The organism is Janthinobacterium tructae, from assembly GCF_006517255.1.
In the GTDB taxonomy this organism is placed as follows: Bacteria; Pseudomonadota; Gammaproteobacteria; order Burkholderiales; family Burkholderiaceae_D; genus Janthinobacterium; species Janthinobacterium tructae.
In genome coordinates, this window is record NZ_CP041185.1 from 5277665 (window position 1) to 5300887 (window position 23223).

The following is a 23223-nucleotide window of genomic DNA, read 5'->3' on the forward strand; positions in this document are numbered from 1 at the left end:
CCGACGTGGGGAGGCACCGTTTAGAACGCGTGGCGCACGCCCATCAGCACGCCGGACTGATTCAGCCCCGCGCCCACGGTACCGCCGGCATCGAGGGCGATGGCGGCGCCGCCCTTGTTCTGCATGCGGCCCAGGGAGGCGTGGACGGCCGTGCGCTTGGACAGGTAATAGGTGGCGCGCAGCACCGCCAGATTGGATGCCTTCGGGCTGTCCTTGACGTCCAGGCGCGACAGCTGACCATCGAGCTGCCACGGGCCGTCGAAGGTGTAGGACGCGCCCAGGTAATACAGGCCCAGGCGGCTGTCGCTGGCCGCATCGATGCGGCGCTCGATGGCGCCGCCGCCGATCTTGGTTTGTCCCAGCACCGCGTAGCCATTGAGCGAAATGCGCCGGTCGGTATCGGCTGCGCGCACCAGGCCGTTGGCCGCGCCGGGGCCGCCGCGCAGCTGGTCGTACGAGGCCGAGGCGCCCCATGTCCTGGTATCCCAGGCCAGCATGCCCGTCACCTGGCGGCAGGCGCGCGCATTGCCGGGCACTTCCCCCGCGCAGCCGGTGGCGGCGGGCCCGCCCGCCGAAGACGCATCGCGCCCGAAACTGTAAGTGGCGCCCACCGTCAATTCCTTGAACACGCCCAGGTAGCCGATGGCATTGTCACTGCGCGCATTGGGCAGGTACAGATCGAGACTGCTGATGCTGAAGATGTTTGGCCCGATGATGTCCGACCTGGCTGTGGCGAGGAAAGTCATGTTCACCTGCCGGCCCAGCATCAGCTGGCCGTAGGCATTTTTCAGGCCGACATAAGCGGCGCGGCCGAACAGGCGGTTGCCCTGGCCCATGGTGCCCATGTCGGCGCCGATGCCCGTTTCCAGGGCGAAGATGGCTTGCGCGCCGCCCCCCAGGTCTTCGCTGCCGCGAAAGCCGATGCGCGAGGGCAGCGAGGCCGTCAGCGACGGCATCTTGACGATGCTGTCGCCGGCGGCGTTGGCATTGGTGGTGTAGGCCATGCCCAGGTCAAGCAGACCGTACATGGTTACTTGCTGGGCGTGTGCACCCGTGCTCAGGCATCCTGCCGCGATCAGTGCCGTGCAGGCGATAGTGTTGTTCATGCTGGTCTCCGTTGTTGTCATGATGTCGTGGTGCTTATGATTGAACGGCGCGCGCGCGTGGCGGCATCGCCGGTGCCGCTTGCACCGAGGCCGAACGGCCGTGGCGTATCAGCGATACGGCGATGACGGCGATGGCCGCGGGGATGGCGATGGCCATGAAATTCTGTTCCAGTGGCAGCGCCATGCCGACCAGCGTGCCGATGGCGATGGGCGCCAGGATGGCGCCGCTGCGGCCCACGCCCGAAGCCCAGCCGATGCCGGTCGAACGGATCGCCATCGGATAGAACTGGCCCGCATAGGCATAGGTGACGATCTGCGTGCCGATGGTCGAGGCGCCGGCCAGGCCCACCAGCAGGAACAGCAGTTCGGTCGGCACCTTGAAGCCAAGCAGGGTAATCGACATGGCCGCCAGCGCGTACATGCCCATCAGCACATACTTGATGTTGAAACGGTCCGCCAGCCAGCCGCCACCGACGGCGCCGATGACGGCGCCGAAATTCAGCACCAGCACGAAGGTCAGGGCCGAACCGAGGCTGTAGCCGGCGCTGGCCATCAGCTTGGTGAGCCAGGAGCTGAGCGCATAGACCATGAACAGGCACATGAAAAAGGCGATCCAGAACATCGCGGTGCTGAAGCCGCGCCCATCCTGGAACAGTTTGCCGATGGGCGCGCCCTCGGCGCGGTCCTGCGCGGGCAGGGCGAAGCGGTCGCCGGCATCGGGACGATACGACGGCTCCATGCGCGTGACGATCTGCTTGAGTTCATCGAGGCGGTTTTCGCGGATCAGGAAGGGCATCGATTCGGGCAGCGTTTTCAGGATCACGGGTATCAGCAGCACGGGCAGGCCGGCGGCCATGAATACGGACGACCAGCCATAGGTTTCCAGCAGTCCCTTGCCCAGCAACGCCGCCAGCATGCCGCCCACGGCATAGCCGCTGAACATCAGGGTGACCATGGTGGCGCGGATTTTCTTTGGAGAGTATTCCGTCATCTGCGCCACCACATTGGGCATCACCCCGCCGATGCCCAGTCCTGCCAGGAAGCGCATGGCGCTGAAGGTGTACGGATCGTGCGTGAAGCCCGCCGCCGCCGTGAAGACGCTGAACAGCGCGATGCAGATGGCGATTGCCTTGCGCCGTCCGATACGGTCGGCGATGGTGCCGAGGAAGATGGCGCCAAACATCATGCCGAACAGCGCGGAACTGACCATGAAGCCCGCGTTTTGCGCCGTCACGCCCATGTCCTTCATGATCGAGGGCAGGGCGATGCCGGCGACGGCCAGGTCATAGCCGTCGCAGATGATGATGACGGCGCACCACAGTAGCATCCCGGCGTGGAAGCGGTTGAAACGGGCCTTGTCGGATAATTCGTGTACGTCGATATGTCGCATGATGCAAGTCTCCTGGGTGTTGTTGTGGGTTGTGGAGGGCCAGCCGCGCGGCCGGATGGGCGCGCGGGTGTGGTGAAGGGAAGTGCGGGATGGGCGTCAGGATGGGCGCACGGCCTGCCGCCGCCTGGCATGCAGGAGCCAGCAGGCCAGCATGCCGATCAAAATGCCCCAGAAGGCCGAGCCCAGGCCCAGGAAACTCATGCCCGAGGCGGTGGCAAGGAAGGTGATGACGGACGCTTCGCGGTGGTGTTCGGCCGCCGCTATGCCGGCGAGGTTGACGGTGATGGCGCCCAGCAGTGCCAGGCCGGCCAGGGTGGCCACCAGTTCGCGCGGCAGGGCGGCGAACAGCATCACCAGCGAGCCGCCGCACAGGCCGGCGAGCAGGTAGAACAGGCCGTTGGCCACGCCTGCGATGTAGCGCCGCGCGGGATCGTCGTGCGCATCGCGCCCCGTGCACATGGCTGCGGTGATGGCGGCGATGGCGATCGTGATGCCGCCCGCGCAGGCCACGGCCAGCGAAGCCAGGCTGCTGGCCGTGAGGATGGGGCGCACCGGGCTGTCATAGCCGGCCCCGCGCAGCACGGCCATGCCGGGCAGGTACTGGCCGGTCAGGGTGGTCAGCACCAGCGGCAGCGCCAGGCTGAAGGTGCCGGCCCACGACCAGGTGGGCGCGATGAAACGCGGCGTGGCCAGCTCCAGCGTGATGCCGTCAAAGTGCGTGTGGCCGCCGGCCCAGGCCAGCAGCGCGCCGCTGAGCAGCAACAGCACGATGCAGTAGCGCGGCAGCAGGCGCTTGAACACCAGGTAGGCGGCGATCATGCCGCAACTGAGGAGTGGCAGCGAGCCGATGGATTTGAAGGCATTCAGGCCAAATGGCAGCAAGATACCGGCCATCATGCCGCTGGCAATGCCTTTGGGGATGAGCGCCATCAGACGGTCGAACTGGCCCGTCACGCCGATGGCCAGCAGGATCAGCGCGGCCGTCAAGTACGCGCCCACCGCTTCGCTGACCGGCATGGCGGGAAACAGGGTGATCAGGAGTGCCGTGCCGGGTGCCGACCAGGCTGTGATGACGGGGAGGCGCAGCTTCCAGCTGAGGAAAATGCCCGCCAGTCCCGCGCCGATGGAAATGCCCCAGACCCAGGAGGCAAACATGGCATTGCTCATGTGCGCCGCCTGGGCCGCCTGGTAAAAAATCGCCAGCGGACCCGCATACGACACCAGCACGGCCATGAATCCGGCGGCCACGGCTGATACTGACCAGTCGGCCAGACGCAGCCCGCCGGCGGCCTGGCCGCCATCGCGCGGTTCCGGCGGCAGGCTGGCCGCGTGCTGCTGTGGTTTTATGCTTTGCGGCAAGATATCACCTTGATTGTTATCTGATATATGGAGAATAGATAACTGGTGCGGTGGCGTCCAACACCGATTGGGTATCCATTCGATACTCAAAAGGTATGCGTGCGGGCAGCGATCTACTGCGCCGGGAAGCGCCCGCCGTGTTTGCACCTGCGCAGAAATTGACATGGCCAATAGGAAAACGCCATAAATCGTGGTACTTTTTGCATGGTTGCTAGTCGATAAATTCTTGCGCAGAGGTCCGAACGACATGTCTTTTTTGATAGTGCTGGCCGCCCTGGCCTTCCTCATGCTGGCCGCCTACCGTGGCTACAGCGTGATCCTGTTTGCTCCCGTGGCCGCGCTGGGCGCCGTGCTGCTGACCGACGCGTCGGCAGTGGCGCCCGTCTTCAGCGGCATCTTCATGGAAAAGATGGTGGGCTTCATCAAGCTCTACTTTCCTGTATTTTTGCTGGGTGCCGTGTTCGGCAAGCTGATTGAACTGTCCGGCTTTTCCCAGTCCATCGTGGTGGCCGCCATCCGCTACATCGGCCGCTCGCGCGCCAATGCCGTGATCGTCGCCGTGTGCGGGGCCCTGACGTATGGCGGCGTGTCGCTGTTCGTGGTGGTGTTTGCCGTGTATCCGTTTGCGGCCGAGCTTTACCGCCAAAGCAACATCCCCAAGCGCCTGATGCCGGGCGCCATCGCCCTCGGTGCCTTCTCCTTCACCATGGACACCTTGCCCGGCACGCCGCAGATCCAGAACATCATTCCCACCACTTTTTTCCAGACTACGGGCTGGGCCGCGCCCTGGCTGGGCACCATCGGCGCCGTGCTGACGGTGGCAACGGGCCTGGCCTACCTGGAATGGCGGCGGCGTTCGGTGATGGCCAGCGGCGAAGGCTATGGCGGCGATAGCGAGCCGGTCGCGCCGGCCGACCCGGCGAATCTGCCGTCGCCGCTGCTGTCCGTTGCGCCGCTGTTGCTGGTGGGGGTGGCCAATTTCCTGCTGACGCATGCGATACCTCGCTGGTATGGCGCCAGCCACGTCATCACCAGTGATGAGCTGCCGGGCCTGCATGCGCCCGTGACCACCTCGATCAGCGCCGTGGTCGGCATCTGGGCCGTCGAAGGGGCCTTGTTGCTGGGCATTTTGCTGGTATGCGCCACCGCCTTCCGGCGCATCAAGGATTCCTTTGCCGAAGGCACGAAAACCGCCGTCGGCGGCGCCTTGCTGGCAGCCATGAATACGGCCTCTGAATATGGCTTCGGCGGCGTCATTGCCGCGCTGCCCGGTTTTATCGCCGTCAGCAATACGCTGCGCAGCGTGCCCGACCCGCTGGTCAATGCGGCCGTCTCGGTGACGGCCCTGGCCGGCATCACGGGGTCGGCCTCGGGTGGCATGAGCATCGCGCTGGCCGCCATGTCCGACAGCTTCATCGCCGCCGCGCACCAGGCGCACATTCCGCTGGAAGTGATGCACCGCGTGGTGGCCATGGCCAGCGGCGGCATGGACACCCTGCCGCACAACGGCGCCGTCATCACCCTGCTGGCCGTGACGGGACTGACGCACCGGCAGTCCTACCGCGATATTTTCGGCATCACCGTGATCAAGACGGGTGTCGTGTTTTTGGTGATTGCTACTTACTATCTGACCGGACTGGTGTGAGTCATCGGTTTGAGTGCTTCAGGATTGCGCTAGGGTTGAGGGCGATCGATTGCTGGAACATGATCGACAACTTGTACGGTTAATTCGCCTATCGGCACTCGCCGCGCAGAACCGCTGACCGGCTCGAACAGCACGATAGCAGCAGGTGTCGAGACGACCACCCGACCAATTGCCACCCGGGTTTCATCCTTGAAAAGCGCAACGCAGTTGGCTGTCGAGATGACAGGCACAGTCTTTTTTCGCGGGGCAGACAACATCTGCAGCAGCGCTGCATGCGCTCTGACGGGCTCGCAAGTGGCGGGGCTAATTACAAACTTCCTGAAGTAGAGGGTTCCCAGTTGCATGCCAAGCATGGGGACGCTGGAAATCAGGATCACGGTGAATATGAGAACACCAGCAAGCCAGAATGGACTAATGAATATGAATCCGCCGAATAAGCTTGATTCGATCATCCCCTTGGCCAGCAAGCGGCCGCTTGAGTCATGTTTTGTCGGGCGCCAAAAATAGCGCCAGAAACTATTCGGTCCAATGAGTGTTTTGGCTTGGCGGGTTCCTGAGTAAAGCAGGACGCATATAAAAATGAACATGCCCGTTGTCGCCACAAGGCCGAGTGGCCAAGTCTGTTCAAGCATCGGCTGCCATTTGATTTCATCGATTTCCAGAACTGCGGAAATCATGGCATATACCGATAATCCGAGGAGGTCCAATACGGATGTATAGACTGTCTGGTGTGGTATGCCAAATGTCGTTTCAACCGCCATTGCGACGCCATAACCAAGCAATGTAAGGGTCAGGCTGATGGCCGAAATGATCGTGATACCCCATGTAATGCTGTTGCTGGCCTTTTCAACAGCGTTGCTGTTGTCACGTGACAGCCTGGTGTGCATGGCGCCAGATGCCGTACGCTTGCCTTGATTCACCTGAGGTGTTCGTGTCATGCTTGGGCGCATTACCATGTTCCTTGTTAGGGCGCTTGCTTGTGGAGCGGCGTCTGTTTCCTGACGCCGGCGTTGACTGCTCCGGCTGCTTTGGTGGCGATTACCATGGCATGCCTCTCAAGGCTCGTCCCCATTGCTGCAGGAAAATCAGGAACAGCACCACGACAATGAGTGTTGCAATAAAAACCAATCCATACTGTTCTCCCATTGTGATTTGGCCTGATTTTTGCAGCTTGAACGATGCCCAAAGAAACAGGCACGCTGATACCTGTGAATATCCCAAGCAATTCAGTCGGGTGATCGATCAGGAGCAGGAAAAAGGCGAGGATCGGGAGAAATCCGATGAGCAGCCCAAGCAGATAGGCTTTCTTCTTATTTGCTGCTTGCTCTGGCAAATGATTCATCATGGCATAGACGCCTTCTCAGAAAGTTGTATCGCCCAACGAGCTGATTTGTGACGCGAAGTCCGGCAAGGCGAGGTGCTGACGGCATTGGACGATGCTGGTCGGGGTGAGAGGATTCGAACCTCCGGCCTCTGCGTCCCGAACGCAGCGCTCTACCAGGCTGAGCCACACCCCGCTTTCCTTCATTACAGCAGATGGCGGGGCGGCTTTCAAGCGGCTGCGTCAAGGTCTATTTCTTTTCCTGCTGGGCCTTTTTGATGTCCGCTTCGCTGACTTTTTTCGCCGGTGCCTTTGTCGCCGGTGAAGTGGGCGCCTTGCGCGTGGCGTTCGCTTGCGCCATGACAGCGGCGCAGTCCGTGTCGGGGGCTTTGTCGACGTTGACCAGCGGCAGCAGGGCGGCCAGCGGCGTGACGATGGTGGCCAGCGCCACGGCGGCGCCGGCTTTTAATGCCAACGGACCTTTTTGCGGGCCCACGTCCGGATTCTTGAACGTGCCTTTCGCGTACAGCGGCGTGCGCAGGGTGATGATGCGGGCACCCTTGGTACGCGGGCGCACGTCGAGGTCCAGGGTTTCGCTTGCCAGGTTGACGTTGCCCGTGACATTCACGACGGCCGTGTCCGTGTCGAGCACGAAGCGGCGCACGTCGGCCTGGCCATTCGTGACGGCGAAATCGCTGGCCAGACAGTTCAGGTGGACTTGCTTGTCGCCGAAGATTTTCACGAAGACGGCATTGGCCAGGTTCAGGCCGGCCAGTTCCAGCATGAACTGGCTGACGGAGCCTTCGCTGACAGTGGCCGCCAGCTCGCCATTGGTGCTGGCCAGCATGGCCGAGACGGAATTGCCGTGGCCCGTGAGGGCCGCGTCGCCATACACCTCGCCGAAACTCGCTTGCATCGATTGCAGCTTGGGAAACAGTTCGCGAATCTTGAGGTGGCGTGCCGTCACCTTGGCTTGCGCGGCGATGGTCTTTTGACGGCCATCGAGCGTGATATTCGAAGTGATGTCGCCACCGGCCATGCCGAAGTTGAGCGGCGTCAGGCTCAGTACCTTGTCTTTCATGTGGATGTTGGCGACGACGTCGTTGAGCGGGATATCGTGCGTGCGCACCAATTTCTTGCCGGTAAACTTCACGTCGGCGTCGAGCGCATTCCATTTGGCCGTGTTGAACTGTTCCACGGGCAAGGCTTTGTTGTCGGGCTGCACGGCGGCCTTGCCGCGCGCCTGTTTCTGCGCATTGCTGTCCGCGCCGATGGTGGGGCCCAGGTCTTCCAGGCGCAGTTGCTGCGACGTCACTTCGCCGCGCAGCAAGGGACGCGGCTGGCGCGGCAGGTATTGCAGGGTGCCGGCCAGGTCGCTCTGGCCCACCGTGCCCTTGAAGTTCTGGTACGTCCAGCTCCAGCTGGCGCCATCCTTCTTGCCCAGCAATCGACCCCTGGTGGCGTAGTCCGGCGTTTCCGGCAGCAGCACGCCCGTCAGCGGGTACAGGTCGGCCATGCTGGCGCCGGCCAGGCTCAGCTGCAAATCGATGCCCGACAATGAGCGCGGATCCGTCAGGGTGCCGGCGATGCTGGCCTTGTTCTTGCCCAGCACGGCGTGCGCCTGCACGGGATAGACGGTGTTGTTGTCGGTCAGGGACAGCACGGCGCCGGCCTTGCCGCCGCCCGTCACGGGCGTCTTGCGGTAGCTGCCGCCCAGGGTAAATTCAATGCCGTATTTTTCCACGGGGGCGCTGCCCGGCGCGTCGCCCGGCGTGGCGTCGGGCGCCGTCGAGCTGACCTTGGCGCGCAAGTCCAGCGCGATGCCCTCGTCGAGGTAACGGATGGCGCCGTCGCCAAAGGCCATGCGCTGGATTTCCACCTCCCATGGCGAAGGGCCGTTATCCTTCAAGGTCCAGCTATTGCTGCCGTCGGCGCGCCGCTGCAGGGCAATGTTTGGCGCCTCGAGCGCCAGGTCCGTCAGCACCACGCGATGCTGCAACAGGGGCAGTGGATGGAGGGCCACGTCGATGCGTTTCGCGCTGGCCAGTTGCGGGCCTGCCGTGGCCCAGTCCGGGTTGCTCATGCGCACGTCCTGCGCGCTGATGACAGGGCGCGGCACATAGCGACGCCAGCCCGGCTCCGTCTTCAATCCTCGCTTCCATTTGACTTGCAGGTCACCTGCGATGACGAAGCTGCGGCCCGTGCTTTCCGACACTTTCTCGTTGATGTAGGGGCGGGCGCGGTTCCAGTCGAAGGTCAGCACGAAGATGACGAGGAGGGCGATCAGGGCCAGCAGGGCGGCCAGGCTCCAGCCGAGGATTTTCAGGGGTGTCGAGCGTGTCATGGGATACCAATCGCAGTGATTTGTCATCAAGGTAGACCGATAGGCCCTATCGGTCGGTGCGCTGGGTTACGTACGCATCGCGATTGCTGGCATTGATTCCATAATTCGATTATTATTGAAGTATGGAAAATGAAAACGCAATGACGCTGCAAGCCGGGCCGCTGACGAGCACGGCTGCCATCGCGGCGCTGGCGGCGCTGGCGCAGGAATCGCGGCTGGCTGTGTTCCGCCTGCTGGTGCAGACGGGGCCGGAGGGCATGGCCGCGACGAAAATCGCCGAGGCGCTGGCCATTGCGCCATCGTCGCTGTCGTTTCACCTGAAGGAACTGGCGCACGCCGATCTGGTGACGGCGAGCAAGGCGGGCCGCTCCATCATTTATGCCGCCAACTATGCGGGCATGAACGGCTTGCTGGCCTTTTTGAGCGAGAACTGCTGCGCTGGCGCGCCTTGCTGCGTCAGCGAACCACATTTACTGAAGGAAACCACGACATGACGATCACCATTTATCACAACACGGCGTGCGGCACCTCGCGCAACACCCTGGCCCTGATCCGCAACACGGGCGTCGAGCCCGTCATCATCGATTACGTCAAGCACCCACCATCGCACGAGGAACTGGTCGACCTGGTCAAGCGTGCTGGCCTGTCCGTGCGCGCCGTGATGCGCGACAAGGGCACCCTGTACGATGAGCTGGGCCTCGCGAATCCCGAGCTGAGCGATGCGGCCCTGCTCGATGCCATGCAAGCCCATCCTATCTTGATCAACCGCCCCATCGTCGTCACGGAACTCGGCGTGCGCCTGTGCCGGCCGTCGGAAAAAGTGCTGGAGATCCTGCCGCTGCCGCAGCAAGGGGCATTCGTCAAGGAAGACGGCCAGGCCGTGGTGGGCGCCGACGGCAAGCCGGTGGTCTGAGATGGACGAGCTGGCCAATGAGTTACCGAATATCAGCGCTGCGCACCTGGATCTGCCCAGCCTGGATAAATTGGCGCCGGTCAACGCTTCCACGCATGCGCCGCGCATCCTGCTGCTGTATGGCTCCTTGCGCGAACGCTCGTACAGCAAGCTGCTGACACTGGAAGCGGAACGCATCCTGCGCCACTTTGGCGCCGAGACGCGCGTGTTCGATCCGCACGGCTTGCCCATGGTCGACAGCGTCTCGCCCGAGCATCCGAAAGTGCAGGAGCTGCGCGCGCTGTCGCTGTGGTCCGAAGGGCAAGTGTGGTGTAGCCCCGAGCGGCATGGCGCCGTCACGGGCGTGTTCAAATCGCAGATCGACTGGCTGCCGCTGGAAACGGGCAGCGTGCGGCCCACGCAGGGACGCACCCTTGCAGTGATGCAAGTGTCGGGCGGTTCGCAATCGTTCAACGCCGTCAACGGCTTGCGCGTGCTGGGACGCTGGATGCGCATGGTGACTATCCCGAACCAGTCTTCGGTCGCCAAGGCGTATCAGGAATTCGACGAGGCGGGCCGCATGAAACCGTCGCCGTATTACGAGCGTCTGGTCGATGTGATGGAAGAGCTGTATAAATTTACCCTGTTGGTGCGCGACCGCCGTGATTACCTGGGCAGCCGCTACAGCGAACGGCTGGAGGCGGAGCCGGCCATCGTGCAGGCATTGGCGGGCGCGGCGATGGAGCACGAACGCAGCAGCGGCACATAAAGAAAACGGCGCCAGTGGCGCCGTTTTTTATTGCTGATAATGAAACGCGATCAGTGATTGCGGTCCACGGCAAACGAGCACAGTTGCAGCATGGATTGCTTGTAGACGCTGTCCGGCCAGCCGGCGATGGCATCGGCGGCGCGCTTGCCGGCGATTTCCGCCTGCTTGCGCGTGTAGTCGAGGGCGCCGCTGCTGGTGATGGCGGCCAGGATGGCGTCGAAATGCTGTTCGTCGCCTTGCTCGATGCAGCTGCGCACCAGTTCGCGTTGCTCTGGCGTGCCGTTTTCCATCAGCCAGATCAGCGGCATGGTCGGTTTGCCTTCGCGCAAGTCGTCTCCCACGTTCTTGCCGATTTCGGTGGCGTCGCCTGCATAGTCGAGTACGTCGTCGATCAGCTGGAATGCCGTGCCCAGCGAGCGGCCGTATTCGGCAGCCGCTTCGATATCGTCTTCGCTGGCGCCGGCGATCAGGGCGCCCAGTTGCGCCGACGCTTCGAACAGCTTGGCTGTCTTCGAGCGGATGACGTTCAGGTAGCTCTCTTGCGTCACATCCGGATCGTGCATGTTCAGCAACTGCAGCACTTCGCCTTCGGCGATCACGTTGGTGGCGTCGGAGAGGATTTGCATGACGCGCATATTGTTCAGCGATACCATCAGCTGGAACGAGCGCGAGTGCAGGAAGTCACCCACCAGTACCGAGGCCGCATTGCCGAACAGGGCGTTGGCCGTCTGGCGTCCGCGGCGCATCGACGATTCATCGACGACATCGTCGTGCAGCAGGGTGGCGGTATGGATGAATTCGACCACGGCAGCCAGTTCATGGTGCGCCGTGCCGCGATAGGCGTGGGCATTGGCCACCAGCAAAATCAGCACGGGACGGATGCGTTTACCGCCTGCACTGATGATGTATTCAGCGATCTGGTTAATCAGAATCACGTCGGAGTGCAGTTTTTGGCGGATCACCGTATTGACTGCGTCCATATCGGCGGCAATCGTTTGCACGATGGTGTTTTGGTTAACGTGTTTGTTAGCGTCAGACAAGGCGAACCTGCATTAGATTGTGGGTGCGGCGATTATACGACAAGGCTTGCGCGAGCGTGATGTTTGCCTATGACTGTAGAGCAATTGTTTGACCTTGTTGGCACTGGCGCGTGCTTTTCTGTCCGCCTGGCGCAAGCCTGACATCATGGTCAGGTTGTCGACATACCACGATCGTCAAGCTTTGTGAATAGTTTTTGACGCAATTTCTCAGTCCGTGTATAATCGCTGGTTCCCCCTGTTGTGTACGGCTTGCTTTGCGTGGCAGTGGGACAAATTCTTTCAACATTTGATGAGGTTTCAAATCATGTACGCGGTCATAAAAACCGGTGGCAAACAATACAAAGTTGTCGCTGGCGAAAAACTTAAAGTAGAACAGATACCGGCAGACATTGGTTCCGAAATCACCATCGATCAAGTTCTCGCAGTAGGCGCGGGCGACACCATTAAGTTTGGTGCGCCATTGGTCGAAGGTGCAACGGTACTGGTTACGGTTGTGGCGCATGGTCGCCATGATAAGGTCAAAATTTTCAAGATGCGTCGTCGTAAGCATTACCAAAAGCATCAAGGCCATCGCCAGAATTTTACCGAAATCCAAATCGTTTCGATCAACGGCTAATCGCCGCTGTTTGAATTAATCAGCTATCAAGGAGTCTTAAATGGCACATAAAAAAGGCGGCGGCACAACGCGAAACGGCCGTGATTCAGAATCAAAACGTCTGGGCGTTAAAGTCTACGGCGGCCAAGCTATCAATGCTGGCGGCATCATCATTCGTCAACGCGGCACGCCAGTGCGCGCCGGCGAAGGCGTAGGCATGGGCAAAGACCACACCTTGTTCGCGCTGATCGCGGGCAAAGTGAAGTTCGTTGTCAAAGGTGCTGGCTCGAAGCAATTCGTGACCGTTGTACCTAACGCAGCAGTACCAGCGTAATTCATCGCGGGGCGCCAGTTCGCCCCGCCGTGATCGCATGATGTAAGGCGCAAGCCTTCAATCGAAAGGCTCTGCCCAAGGTAGAGCCTTTTTAGTTTTATGGCGGCAAAATTATGAAGTTTATCGACGAAGCAAAAATCGAAGTCATCGCGGGCGATGGCGGCAACGGCTGCGCCTCTTTCTGCCGTGAAAAATTCCGGCCTTTCGGCGGTCCCGATGGCGGCGATGGCGGCAAGGGCGGCACCATTTGGGCAGTCGCCGACCGCAATATTAATACGCTCGTCGATTTCCGCTTCTCCAAAATGCACAAGGCTCGCAATGGCGAGCCTGGCCGTGGCGCAGATTGCTATGGCAAGGGCGCCGATGATATCCATCTGCGCATGCCGGTCGGCACCTTGATCATCGACAACGCGAGCGGCGAAATCCTGGCCGATCTGACCGAACACGGCCAGACCGAAATGCTGGCCAAGGGCGGCGAAGGCGGCTGGGGCAATATCCACTTCAAGTCCTCGACCAACCGCGCGCCACGCCAAAAAGGCGAGGGCAAGGAAGGCGAACGCCGCGAACTGCGCCTGGAACTGAAGGTACTGGCCGATGTGGGCCTGCTGGGCATGCCGAACGCCGGCAAGTCGACGTTCATTTCGGCCGTCTCGAACGCGCGTCCGAAAATTGCCGATTACCCATTTACCACCCTGCACCCGAACCTGGGCGTGGTGCGCGTGTCGCACGAGAAGAGCTTTGTGATCGCCGATATTCCCGGCTTGATCGAAGGCGCTTCCGAAGGCGCCGGCCTGGGCCATCAATTCCTGCGTCACTTGCAGCGCACGGGTCTGCTGTTGCACATCGTCGACCTGGCGCCGTTTGAAACCAACGTCGATCCGGTCAAGGAAGCCAAGGCGCTGGTCAAGGAGCTGAAGAAATACGACGAGTCGCTGGTCGACAAGCCGCGCTGGCTGGTGTTGAACAAGCTTGACATGGTGCCGGAAGAAGACCGCAAGAAGCTGGTGAAGGACTTCCTCAAGCGTTTCGCCTGGAAAGGTCCCGTCTTCGAGATCTCCGCGCTGAACCATCAGGGTTGCCCGGAACTGGTGAATGCGATTTATCAGCATCTGGAAGCGAAGAAACACAGCGAAAGCCGTGCCGAAGAAACGCAGATGACCGAAGAAGCACGCGGTATCTCGTCGATCGACCCGGATGATCCGCGTTTCAAGATCCTCGATTAAGGCTGTATCCTGATGTCAGTACAGGCGGTCGCTGTCGCGTCTTCGCGCAAGCAAGCGTGGCAGCGCCGTGTATTGCATCTGATCGCGTATGCTTACGGGCTGAGCGTGGTCGCCTGCCTGCTGTTCGCCGATGAAATGGCGGCCGGCATGGGCATCTTCCTCAATGGCGTCAATGGCTACAGCCAGTTCTACGCCTCCCATGTCGGTGTCTGGGGCGCTACCGCGCTCCTGGCGCTGTTCGCAGCACGGCAGGGCGAACCGCCCATCCTCGGCGATATCACTGCAATGTTGGTCCTGGCGCAGCCCGCCGGCCGTTTGTACGCGGCCATCAGTTTCGGCTTGCCCCAGGGTTTTGTGTTGTTCATGTGCGCAATGGAGCTGACGGCGGGGCTGGCCTTGCTGCTGCTGCGTCCTGCGCGCTGACGTCTATTAAGTGAAGAGCGCCGCCCCATGGATTCCGTGATTCAAAAAGCTACCCGCATCATCATCAAAGTCGGCTCCTCGCTGGTCACCAACGATGGCCGCGGACTCGACCATGCAGCTATTGCCCGCTGGGCTGCGCAGATTTCCGGCTTGCGCGCGCTGGGCAAGGAAGTCGTGCTGGTCAGCTCCGGCGCCATCGCCGAAGGCATGCTGCGCCTCGGTTTCGAGCAGCGCCCCACCGATATCCACGAATTGCAGGCCTGCGCCGCCGTCGGCCAGATGGGCCTGGCGCAAATCTATGAAAGCAGCTTCCGCGCCCACCAGCTGGGCACGGCGCAAGTGCTGCTGACGCACGCCGACCTGGCCGACCGCGAACGCTACCTGAATGCCCGCTCCACCCTGACGACCCTGCTGCGCCTGGGGGTGGTGCCGATCATCAATGAAAACGACACGGTCGTCACCGATGAAATCAAGTTCGGCGACAACGATACCCTGGGCGCCCTGGTGGCCAACCTGATCGAGGCCGATGCGCTGGTCATCCTGACTGACCAGCACGGCCTGTTCTCGGCCGACCCGCGCAAGGCCCCGAACGCCTACCTGATCACGCAAGGTGTGGCGGGCGATCCGGCCCTGGAGGCGATGGCCGGCGGCGCCGGCAGCAGCCTGGGGCGTGGAGGCATGTTGACGAAAATCCTCGCCGCCAAGCGCGCCGCCAAGTCCGGTGCTCATACGATCATCGCCTGGGGCCGTGACAGCGACGTGCTCAGCCGCCTGGCGCAGGGCGAAGCGATCGGTACGCAGTTGCTGGCGCAAACGGGACAGTTGACGGCGCGTAAGCAGTGGATGGCCGATCATCTGCACACGGCCGGCGCCGTGGTGCTGGACGCGGGCGCCGTGCAAAAGCTGCGCCAGGAAGGCAAGTCCCTGTTGCCGATCGGCGTGACGGGCGTGAACGGCGAATTCGGCCGCGGCGCCGTCATTACCTGCGTCGATGCCGACGGCGTACCCGTGGCGCGCGGCCTGTCCAACTACACGAGCGGCGAAGCGCGCCGCATCATGCGCAAGCCCTCCACCGAGATCGAGTCGATTCTCGGCTATATGGAAGGCCATGAGCTGATTCACCGCGACAATATGGTGTTGTTGTAGGTCGGATTAGCGCGTCGCGCGTAATCCGACAGCTCCAATGTTGTCGGATTACGGCGCTTTGCGCCTAATCCGACCTACGCAGCGACTCCATCGGCCCTATTCGGGCCGTTTTTTTGCCTACACCACGGCCGGCATCGGCGATTTGCTCTTGTAATCGCACAAGTCGGCAATCATGCAGTTCCAGCATTGCGGTTTGCGCGCCGTGCATGTGTAGCGGCCGTGCAAGATGAGCCAGTGGTGGGCGTCGTGCAGGAATTCCTTGGGTATGAATTTCAACAGTTTTTGCTCGACGATATCGACATTCTTGCCCGGCGCGATGCCGGTGCGGTTCGAGACGCGGAAGATATGCGTGTCGACCGCCATGGTCGGTTCGCCAAACGCCGTGTTCATGACCACATTCGCCGTCTTGCGGCCCACGCCGGGCAAGGCTTCCAGCGAGGCGCGGTCGCGCGGCACTTCGCCGCCGTGCTGTTCCAGCAGGATCTGGCAGGTGGCGATGACGTTCTTGGCCTTGGTGCGGAACAGGCCGATGGTGCGGATGTAGCTGGCCAGCTCATCGACACCCAGGGCCAGTATCTTGGCTGGCGTATTGGCGACCGGATACAGCAAACGGGTGGCTTTGTTGACGGACACGTCCGTCGCCTGCGCCGACAGCAGCACGGCGATCAGCAGCTCGAACGGCGTCGTGTATTCGAGTTCCGTTTTTGGCGACGGATTGGCGGCGCGAAAGCGCGTAAAGATTTCCAGGCGTTTGGCGGCGTTCATGCGTCTTTTTTCGGCGTGGTGGGGGCGGGCGGTTCGGTCTGGGCGGCGACGCTGGCGGCGGCCTTGGCGCGCGCGCGCTCCATGGCGGCGGCGATGATGGCGCGCTTGCGTTCCTTCTCCGCCTGTTCATCGGGCGTGACAGGCACTTCCTGCGTCACTTCCTGCATCTTGGCGACGGCCTTGGCGGCCAGGCGCGCGTCGTTGGCCTCGGCTTCGCGGCGCAGCCGCCGTGTGCGGAAATCGTGGCGCGCGCGCGCATCGTCGGCTTCCGCCTGGCTCCAGGCATCCCAGCCGGTGGCGTCGCCGCTGACCGGGTACATCACAATACAGTCGACGGGGCAGGGTGCCACGCACAGGTCGCAGCCCGTGCACAGGCTGGACACCACCGTATGCATCTGCTTGGCGGCGCCGACAATGGCGTCCACCGGGCAAGCCTGGATGCACAGGGTGCAGCCGATACACAGCGATTCATCGATATAGGCGACAGATCGCGGACGTTCGAGGCCGTTGACGGGATTGAGCGGAATGACTTTTTTGCCCAGCAAGCCGGCCAGGCGCACGATGCCCTGTGCGCCGCCCGGTGGGCACTGGTTGATGTCGGCGCTGCCGGCGGCTATCGCTTCCGCATACGGGCGGCAGCCGTTGTAGCCGCATTTGGTGCATTGCGTTTGCGGCAGCAAGTCTTCGATCTGGTCGGCAAGTGAGGGAGGGGCAGGGTGCGGCACGGTCATCTTCGATACGGTAAAACGCCATTATCGGCCATCCGGCGCGCGCACAAGTAAAAACCTGTTTCGTGAGAGGGATAAGGTGTGCCATGGCGAGCTGTTGCAGGCGCGCCGCAATCGTATTTTATTTCCTGCGGGAATGTCAAAGTGAAAATAAACAACTTTGCAATTTCTTTTTTTTGTGGGAGCATGATTTTTATCAAGCCTGTGATTAAAAAAAGCCGACCGCCAGCCCTGTTGCCGCGCCTGCACTGCCAGGTGCGCCAGGCCATAGGAGCCAAACATGCGTTTCCTCCGGACAGTTGGTTTGCCCTTCTGTTTGCTCATGCACTCTACGCTTGCCCTTGCGCACGGGCAGGCGACCTCCCCCGTGGCGACGCCGGGCGCTGCCAGTTCGCGCATCGTCCGTTTCGCGGCGGAAGACTGGCCGCCCTTCATTTCCCATAGCCTGCCTGCCGATGGCATGTCGGGCGCCATGGTTAGCGCCGTCTTCGAACGCATGGGCTATGTCGTTAAGTATGAGTATTTTCCGTGGAAGCGCGCCATGCAGTTTGGTTTGAGCAGTCCCCGCTACGCGGGTTTACTGGCCGTCTGGCGCACGCCCGAGCGGGAAAAACTCTGCCACTTTTCTGTTCCGGTTGGCAACACACAGGGGGTGCTGGCCTACCTGAAGGAGGATGGCGTGCCCGGTACCACCCTGGCCGAACTGGGCAAGCTGCGCATCGGCACCGTGGCCGGCTATTCGAATGGCGAGCAGTTCGATGGCATGGTGGCGCGTGGCGAACTGAAGACGGAAGAGGGCTTGAATGACGCGACGAATCTGAAGAAACTGTTCATCAAGCGATATCGCGTGATCGTCATCGAGCGACACGTTCTGCAGCACTTGCTGATGGGACGCAACTTCAGCAAGGCCGAGCGTGAGCGCATCGCCATTATCGATACCGTTTTCAAGGAGCGCCCCGTGCATGTGTGCTTCCAGCGCACCGCGGACGGCGCGGTGCAGCAAAAGCGCTTCAACGAGGCGGCGCGCGATATCGACACGGCCCGGTTGGAACGCGATTACTGGAAGCGGCTCGACCAGAGCCTGGCGACGGCGCCACCGAATCCCTGAGCTATCGCGCCACTGTTGTTCGTTGCCAAAACGAAATATCTAAATACGAAACCATTCGTTCTTGTTTGTTTGTCCATCCTTTAGTCTGCAACCACTGTGTTGACGACTTTGAAAGGATGTTTTCGTATGTTGGAACTGATTCACAAGCACTACCCCGCACCACGCCTGCGGCAACTGGCACACGCCGTCTCGGTGGCCGTACTGGCGCTGGCAGCGCCCGGCCTGGCGCATGCGCAAGCCGCCCTGGATGGCGCTGGCGCGCTCGACGCCGTCATCGTCACGGGCGCGCGCGGCACGGGCCGCACGGTGGCCAACAGCGCCGCGCCCATCGACGTGATCAGCGCGCAGCAATTGCAAGCTACAGGCAAGTTGAACCTGCTCGATGCGCTGGACACGGCCTTGCCATCGTTTAACTTGCCGGCCCGCGTGCAGCCCGACCTGGGCAGCATCGTGCGCGCCGGGCAGCTGCGCAACCTCGACCCGTCGCATACGCTGGTGCTGGTCAACGGCAAACGCCGGCATACGACGGCCATCGTCAATGAGGATGGCTTTCCCGGTTCCGTCGCCACCGACCTGGCCCTGATCCCCACGGGGGCCATTGCCCGCGTGGAAATCCTGCGTGATGGCGCCTCGGCCATCTACGGCTCCGACGCCATCGCCGGCGTCATCAACATCATCTTGAAATCCGATGACAAGGGCAGCTTCAGCACGCAGCTCGGTTCCACCTACGATGGCGACGGCACGAACGGTTCCGCGCGCATCGATGGCGGCACGCGTCTGGGCGAACACGGCTTTGCCCACTTCGGCGCCGAAGTCCAGCGCCAGGGCATCGCCGTGCGCAATTTCGGCCTGAATGCCGGCTATCTGTCGTATCCGGCCGTGCGCAACAGCGATGGCCAGCTGGTCAAATTGGGACCGAACAACAGCTTGCCCGCCGGCGCTTCGCCGAACCCGGCCGAAGCGAACCGCAACAGCAATCCATGGCGCAATACGGGCGTGCCGCAAAGCACGACTGCCTCGCTCAGCGCGAACGTCGGCTATGACGTGTCGAACGAGGTGCAGCTGTACGGCTTCGGCACGTATGCCCACCGCAATGCCCGCTCGGCGCAGAATTTCCGCCTGCCCAATACCATTTTCAATAACAACAAAGGCTTGCTGTCCGTGTATCCCGACGGCTTCACGCCGTATGAAACGACGAGCGAAAACGACTTTTCCTTGACGGGTGGCATCAAGGGCGAGACGGCGGGCTGGAGCTGGGATATCAGCAGCACCTACGGCCGCGACGATATCGACGTGGGCGTGGAAAATTCGGCCAATTACTCGCTGACCTATCCGGGTGGCAAGACCGATTTTGACATCGGCAACCAGCGCTACAGCCGCTCGACCACCAACGCCGACCTGCGCCGTCCCGTGCCGCTGGGCTTGAGCGAACCGGCCGACCTCAGCGTCGGTCTCGAGTATTCGCATGAAACGCAGCAGCGCAGCCCGGGCGAACCTGCTTCCTGGCAGGGCAGCGGCTCGTCGGCGCTGGCCGGCTACCTGCCCGTCGATGCGTCCGACACGGCACGCCATAGCTATGCAGCGTATATCGGCCTGGGCGCCAAATTGACGCCGCAATGGCTGCTCGACACGGCCCTGCGTGCCGAGAAGTATTCCGATTTCGGCAGCAAGACGACGGGGCGTTTGTCTGCCCGCTATGACGTCACGCCCGCCGTGGCCGTGCGCGGCACCGTCAGCAATGGTTTCCACGCGCCCAACCTGGTGACGCAATCGTATTCGAACACGTCTGACCATGCGGGCGTTCCCTACACCCTGGCGCAGCCAAGCTCGGCCGCGGCGCGGGCCCTGGGCGCACAAGCGTTGAAACCGGAAAAATCGACGAACCTGTCGGCCGGGCTGACCATCAATCCTACGCCGACACTGCGCCTGGCCGTTGATGCGTATCAAATCAAAGTCAGCGACCGCCTGGGCGTGTCGTCGAACATCGGCATCGATCGCAGCTCGGGCGTGGCGCTCGACGGCAGCGGCCGGCCGTTGACGGCGGCGCAAGCAACCGTCATTGAGAACCTGCTGCGCTCGGCGGGCTTGACGGTGGGTAATGGCCTCGTCGCGCATTACTTTGCCAACGTGGGCGACACGCGCACGCGCGGCATCGATTTCACGGCGGAAGATGTGCTGCGCGTGGCCGATGGCAAGCTGCGCTGGACGGCGGCGGCGAATCTCAACCATACGAGTCTGGTGGACAAGGCCGCACTGCCAACGGTGCTGCAAGGCTTGCCGAATATCGGCACCCTGAGCAAGTCGGCCGAGTATGACTTGCTGTACCGCGCACCGCGCGACAAGGAGATCGTCACGCTGGCATATGAAAAAGCGGGCTGGACGTTCAACCTGCGCGAGACGCGCTACGGCAAACTCAAGCGCCTGAACGCCATCACAGGCGGCGATTATCAACTGAAGGCCGCCTTCGTGACGGATGTCAGCGTCGGCTACGACATCAGCAAGCGCATCAACGTGACGGTAGGCGCCAACAATGTCTTCGACCAGAAGCCCAGCCAGGTGCCGCGCGAGGCACGCAGCGCGTCGAATCTGGCGCAGTACACGGGCGCGTATGACAACTCGGGGCCATTAGGCGTATTGGGCGGCTATTACTACGCCCGCGCCACCGTGTCCTTTTAAGAGCGCTCAAAAAAGGCCATGGCGGCGTTGCATCGCCTCGCCGTACTTTCGTACTGTCTTCGGCAATGCGCCTGGCCCTGACCTTTTCATTGAGCACTTTTTATTACTTATCTAAAAATCAGGAACTCACATGTCTGACAACACGCAACACGCGGCCATCGATCTGGAATGGGCCAATCTCCTCTCGCCGCAACGCCGCACGGTCTTGCGTGGCGGCGGCCTGGTGGCGGCGCTGGCCGCCTCTAGCCTGACTGGTTCCGTGCTGGCGCAGGATGGCGCCGTCAAACGCGCGCAACCAGCACCCGGTAAAAGTCCGTGGGGCGAGCATACGGATACGGCGCCCACGCCGCGCCCTGTCAGCGTGCGGCCCGGCGAGGAAACCTTGCCGGGCAAGCCGCGCGCCTACACGGATATCGAGAGTTATCACGCGCATATTTATTTTGATGAAGACAGTTACCAGAAGGCGGCGCTGATACGCAAGTGGGCGGCCGAGCGCTTCCAGATCGAGCTGGGCGACTGGAACCTGGAGCCGCGCGGCCCGCACGTGACGCCCTCGTTCTATTTCGGCTTTACCAATGATTTGCTGCCCGTGATCGTGCCGTGGCTGCAGTTGAACAGCCTGGGCCTGACGATATTGATCCACCCGAATACGGAAGATCCGCGCGCCGACCATCTGTATTACGCGCTGTGGGTGAACCGTTCGCAGCCCGTGAATGGCTATGCGATGAAGAAGCCGGGGCCGGGCGAACCGCGAGTCGAGCAGATCTTTGTCAATACGCACCCGACAGTGAAAATCGAAACGTCGCGCGCATGAGCTGGGTATAAAAAAAACGCCACGTCAGTGTGAACTGGCGTGGCGTTTTGATGGATATGCTGTGTATCAGCCGTGTTTCTGGATGAATTCGCCGATTTTCGGGCAAATGACCTCGCGCCAGCGGCGGCCCGAGAAGATGCCGTAGTGGCCGCATTTCGGCGCCACGAAATCTTGCTGCATCTCGGCAGGGATGCCGGAACACAAGTCATGCGCCGCCTGCGTCTGGCCGGCGCCGGAAATGTCGTCCAGTTCGCCTTCTACGGTAAACAGCGCCACATTCGTGATGTCTTGCGGACGCACCAGCTGGCCGCCCACTTTCCAGGTGCCCGTCGGCAGGCTGAATTCCTGGAACACCGTTTTGATGGTTTCCAGGTAGTACTCGGCCGGCATGTCCAGCACGGCGTTGTACTCGTTGTAGAACTGGCGATGGCCTTCCGCCGGCTCGTCATCGCCCGTCACCAGGTGCATGTAGAACTCGCGGTGGCTTTGTGCGTGGCGGCCCGGGTTCATGGCGATGAAACCGGCGTGCTGCAGGAAGCCCGGATACACCTTGCGGCCAAAGCCAGGGTAGTTCGGCGGCACCGCGTAGATCACGGTGTTTTCAAACCACGAGAATTTCTTTTCCGTCGCCAGGTTGTTCACTTGCGTGGGCGAGCGGCGCGGGTCGATGGGGCCGCCCATCATCGTCATGGTCTTCGGCATGTGCGGATCTTTTGCCGTCGCCATCAGCGAGATGGCGGCCAGCACAGGCACGGTCGGTTGACAGACGGAAATCACGTGCAAGTCAGGCGCCAGCAGGCGGATGAATTCCTGCACATAGTAAATGTAGTCGTCCAGGTGGAACGGGCCTTCCGTCAGCGGTACCATGCGCGCGTCCGTCCAGTCGGTGATGTAGACATCGTGCTCGGCCAGTAAGCCGCGCACGGTATCGCGCAGCAGGGTCGAGTGGTGACCGGACAGGGGGGCAACCAGCAAAACTTTGGGCTGTTGCAAGCCAGTGGCTTCTTTTTTGAAGTGAATCAGGCGGCAAAACGGTTTTGTCACGACAACGTGTTCGCGGATGTCGACGCTCTCGCCCTGGACGAGCACGGATTTGATGTCGAATTGCGGTTTTTCGTAGTCTTTGCCAAGGCGGTACATCAGCTCGTAGCCGGCTGCGATGCGTTGCGAAAACGGAGTGTGGGCCAGTGGGGAAACCGGGTTGGTAAATAACTTGGAGGACATGTCTGCCCATTGCATCACCGGAGTGAGGAAAGAGCGTTGCAGTTCGTGCAGTTGGTAAAGCATATAGAGTCCTTGTTTAATTCCAAGCGCCAATATCGGCTCAAATATCATAATCCAATTCTACGATATTTGTTGAGGACAAAATGTGCTTTACCGCGCATAGGTCCATAGTTTGCGCATCGATGTGACAGCGCGCCACACTTGCGTGGATAGACCTGCAACGATGTTTTAAAAGCAAAAAAAGCAGCGTTTCCGCTGCTTTTTGTATATTTATTTGCCGCTACGCCCCGGCGGGGAGGACGATCCCCATCGGAATGGCCG

At 61.5% G+C, this 23223-nt stretch carries 23 protein-coding genes and 1 tRNA gene; 12 read left to right on the forward strand and 12 right to left on the reverse strand.

The window, feature by feature from the left end; all coding sequences use genetic code 11:
• Positions 1 to 20 precede the first annotated feature (20 nt).
• The 3 genes from FJQ89_RS23220 to FJQ89_RS23230 form a co-directional block, all read right to left on the reverse strand.
• Entirely contained in the window at positions 21 to 1106 is a 1086-nt protein-coding gene (locus tag FJQ89_RS23220; protein WP_141171882.1) for a porin, read from the reverse strand.
• 34 nt (positions 1107 to 1140) lie between these two features.
• Positions 1141 to 2496, reverse strand: a complete 1356-nt coding sequence (locus FJQ89_RS23225) for an MFS transporter (RefSeq protein WP_141171883.1) — start codon at positions 2494 to 2496, stop codon at positions 1141 to 1143.
• 96 nt (positions 2497 to 2592) lie between these two features.
• Positions 2593 to 3816 (reverse strand): benzoate/H(+) symporter BenE family transporter, encoded by a 1224-nt coding sequence (locus tag FJQ89_RS23230; protein ID WP_423245220.1) that lies wholly within the window; start codon positions 3814 to 3816, stop codon positions 2593 to 2595.
• Positions 3817 to 4102: 286 nt separating this feature from the next.
• Between FJQ89_RS23230 and FJQ89_RS23235 the strand changes: the two genes are divergently transcribed.
• A complete protein-coding gene (locus FJQ89_RS23235) occupies positions 4103 to 5500 on the forward strand; it encodes a GntP family permease (protein WP_141171885.1) in 1398 nt (465 codons plus the stop codon).
• A gap of 29 nt (positions 5501 to 5529) precedes the next feature.
• Here FJQ89_RS23235 and FJQ89_RS23240 read toward each other — a convergent pair whose 3' ends face one another.
• The 4 genes from FJQ89_RS23240 to FJQ89_RS23255 all read right to left on the reverse strand — a co-directional run bounded on the left by FJQ89_RS23240 (position 5530) and on the right by FJQ89_RS23255 (position 9165).
• Entirely contained in the window at positions 5530 to 6438 is a 909-nt protein-coding gene (locus FJQ89_RS23240; RefSeq protein ID WP_141171886.1) for a hypothetical protein, read from the reverse strand.
• Between the two features lie 26 nt (positions 6439 to 6464).
• Positions 6465 to 6845 carry a hypothetical protein gene (locus FJQ89_RS23245; protein ID WP_141171887.1) on the reverse strand — a complete coding sequence of 127 codons (381 nt, stop codon included), beginning with the start codon at positions 6843 to 6845 and terminating at the stop codon, positions 6465 to 6467.
• Positions 6846 to 6940: 95 nt separating this feature from the next.
• A tRNA-Pro gene (locus FJQ89_RS23250) sits at positions 6941 to 7017 on the reverse strand.
• A 54-nt stretch (positions 7018 to 7071) separates the two neighbouring features.
• The gene (locus tag FJQ89_RS23255; RefSeq protein ID WP_141171888.1) at positions 7072 to 9165 is read right to left on the reverse strand and encodes an AsmA family protein; all 2094 of its coding nucleotides are present in this window, start codon (positions 9163 to 9165) and stop codon (positions 7072 to 7074) included.
• A gap of 140 nt (positions 9166 to 9305) precedes the next feature.
• Here FJQ89_RS23255 and FJQ89_RS23260 point away from each other — a divergent pair, with 140 nt between their 5' ends.
• The 3 genes from FJQ89_RS23260 to arsH are packed head-to-tail and all read left to right on the forward strand — an operon-like array spanning position 9306 to position 10826.
• Entirely contained in the window at positions 9306 to 9659 is a 354-nt protein-coding gene (locus tag FJQ89_RS23260; RefSeq protein ID WP_243136217.1) for an ArsR/SmtB family transcription factor, read from the forward strand.
• Positions 9656 to 10078, forward strand: a complete 423-nt coding sequence (gene arsC / locus FJQ89_RS23265; RefSeq protein WP_141171889.1) for an arsenate reductase (glutaredoxin) — start codon at positions 9656 to 9658, stop codon at positions 10076 to 10078. Before FJQ89_RS23260 ends, arsC begins: the two co-directional genes overlap by 4 nt.
• A gap of 10 nt (positions 10079 to 10088) precedes the next feature.
• Entirely contained in the window at positions 10089 to 10826 is a 738-nt protein-coding gene (arsH, locus tag FJQ89_RS23270) for an arsenical resistance protein ArsH (RefSeq protein WP_141172954.1), read from the forward strand.
• Between the two features lie 50 nt (positions 10827 to 10876).
• Here arsH and ispB read toward each other — a convergent pair whose 3' ends face one another.
• Positions 10877 to 11806, reverse strand: coding sequence for an octaprenyl diphosphate synthase (gene ispB / locus FJQ89_RS23275; protein ID WP_243136592.1), 930 nt, complete (start codon positions 11804 to 11806; stop codon positions 10877 to 10879).
• Positions 11807 to 12170: 364 nt separating this feature from the next.
• On the opposite strand from ispB, the gene rplU reads away from it, so the two are divergent.
• The 5 genes from rplU to proB all read left to right on the forward strand — a co-directional run bounded on the left by rplU (position 12171) and on the right by proB (position 15587).
• A complete protein-coding gene (gene rplU / locus FJQ89_RS23280; RefSeq protein WP_038500602.1) occupies positions 12171 to 12482 on the forward strand; it encodes a 50S ribosomal protein L21 in 312 nt (103 codons plus the stop codon).
• 40 nt (positions 12483 to 12522) lie between these two features.
• Complete coding sequence (gene rpmA, locus FJQ89_RS23285) at positions 12523 to 12795, forward strand: 50S ribosomal protein L27 (protein ID WP_010395157.1); 273 nt, start codon at positions 12523 to 12525, stop codon at positions 12793 to 12795.
• A gap of 113 nt (positions 12796 to 12908) precedes the next feature.
• The gene (obgE, locus tag FJQ89_RS23290; protein WP_096234008.1) at positions 12909 to 14018 is read left to right on the forward strand and encodes a GTPase ObgE; all 1110 of its coding nucleotides are present in this window, start codon (positions 12909 to 12911) and stop codon (positions 14016 to 14018) included.
• A gap of 12 nt (positions 14019 to 14030) precedes the next feature.
• The gene (locus FJQ89_RS23295; protein ID WP_099760489.1) at positions 14031 to 14441 is read left to right on the forward strand and encodes a hypothetical protein; all 411 of its coding nucleotides are present in this window, start codon (positions 14031 to 14033) and stop codon (positions 14439 to 14441) included.
• A gap of 27 nt (positions 14442 to 14468) precedes the next feature.
• On the forward strand, positions 14469 to 15587 hold the full coding sequence (proB, locus tag FJQ89_RS23300; RefSeq protein WP_141171891.1) for a glutamate 5-kinase: 1119 nt from the start codon (positions 14469 to 14471) through the stop codon (positions 15585 to 15587).
• 117 nt (positions 15588 to 15704) lie between these two features.
• Here proB and nth read toward each other — a convergent pair whose 3' ends face one another.
• From nth to FJQ89_RS23315, 3 genes are read right to left on the reverse strand one after another with little or no spacing between them, the layout of a single operon-like run.
• Positions 15705 to 16352: an endonuclease III gene (gene nth / locus FJQ89_RS23305; protein WP_141171892.1), complete on the reverse strand. Its 648-nt coding sequence runs from the start codon at positions 16350 to 16352 to the stop codon at positions 15705 to 15707.
• Positions 16349 to 17083: an electron transport complex subunit RsxB gene (gene rsxB, locus FJQ89_RS23310; RefSeq protein ID WP_141171893.1), complete on the reverse strand. Its 735-nt coding sequence runs from the start codon at positions 17081 to 17083 to the stop codon at positions 16349 to 16351. The genes nth and rsxB overlap by 4 nt, the downstream gene beginning before the upstream one ends.
• Positions 17084 to 17104: 21 nt before the next feature.
• Positions 17105 to 17362: a hypothetical protein gene (locus FJQ89_RS23315; protein ID WP_141171894.1), complete on the reverse strand. Its 258-nt coding sequence runs from the start codon at positions 17360 to 17362 to the stop codon at positions 17105 to 17107.
• A gap of 40 nt (positions 17363 to 17402) precedes the next feature.
• Here FJQ89_RS23315 and FJQ89_RS23320 point away from each other — a divergent pair, with 40 nt between their 5' ends.
• The 3 genes from FJQ89_RS23320 (at position 17403) to FJQ89_RS23330 (ending at position 21678) form a co-directional block, all read left to right on the forward strand.
• Positions 17403 to 18188 (forward strand): substrate-binding periplasmic protein, encoded by a 786-nt coding sequence (locus tag FJQ89_RS23320; protein ID WP_243136219.1) that lies wholly within the window; start codon positions 17403 to 17405, stop codon positions 18186 to 18188.
• Between the two features lie 126 nt (positions 18189 to 18314).
• Positions 18315 to 20864 carry a TonB-dependent receptor plug domain-containing protein gene (locus FJQ89_RS23325; protein WP_141171895.1) on the forward strand — a complete coding sequence of 850 codons (2550 nt, stop codon included), beginning with the start codon at positions 18315 to 18317 and terminating at the stop codon, positions 20862 to 20864.
• Between the two features lie 130 nt (positions 20865 to 20994).
• Entirely contained in the window at positions 20995 to 21678 is a 684-nt protein-coding gene (locus FJQ89_RS23330) for a DOPA 4,5-dioxygenase family protein (protein WP_141171896.1), read from the forward strand.
• 66 nt (positions 21679 to 21744) lie between these two features.
• On the opposite strand, the gene FJQ89_RS23335 is transcribed toward FJQ89_RS23330, so the two are convergent.
• A complete protein-coding gene (locus tag FJQ89_RS23335) occupies positions 21745 to 22965 on the reverse strand; it encodes a polyhydroxyalkanoate depolymerase (protein WP_141171897.1) in 1221 nt (406 codons plus the stop codon).
• Positions 22966 to 23223 lie beyond the last annotated feature (258 nt).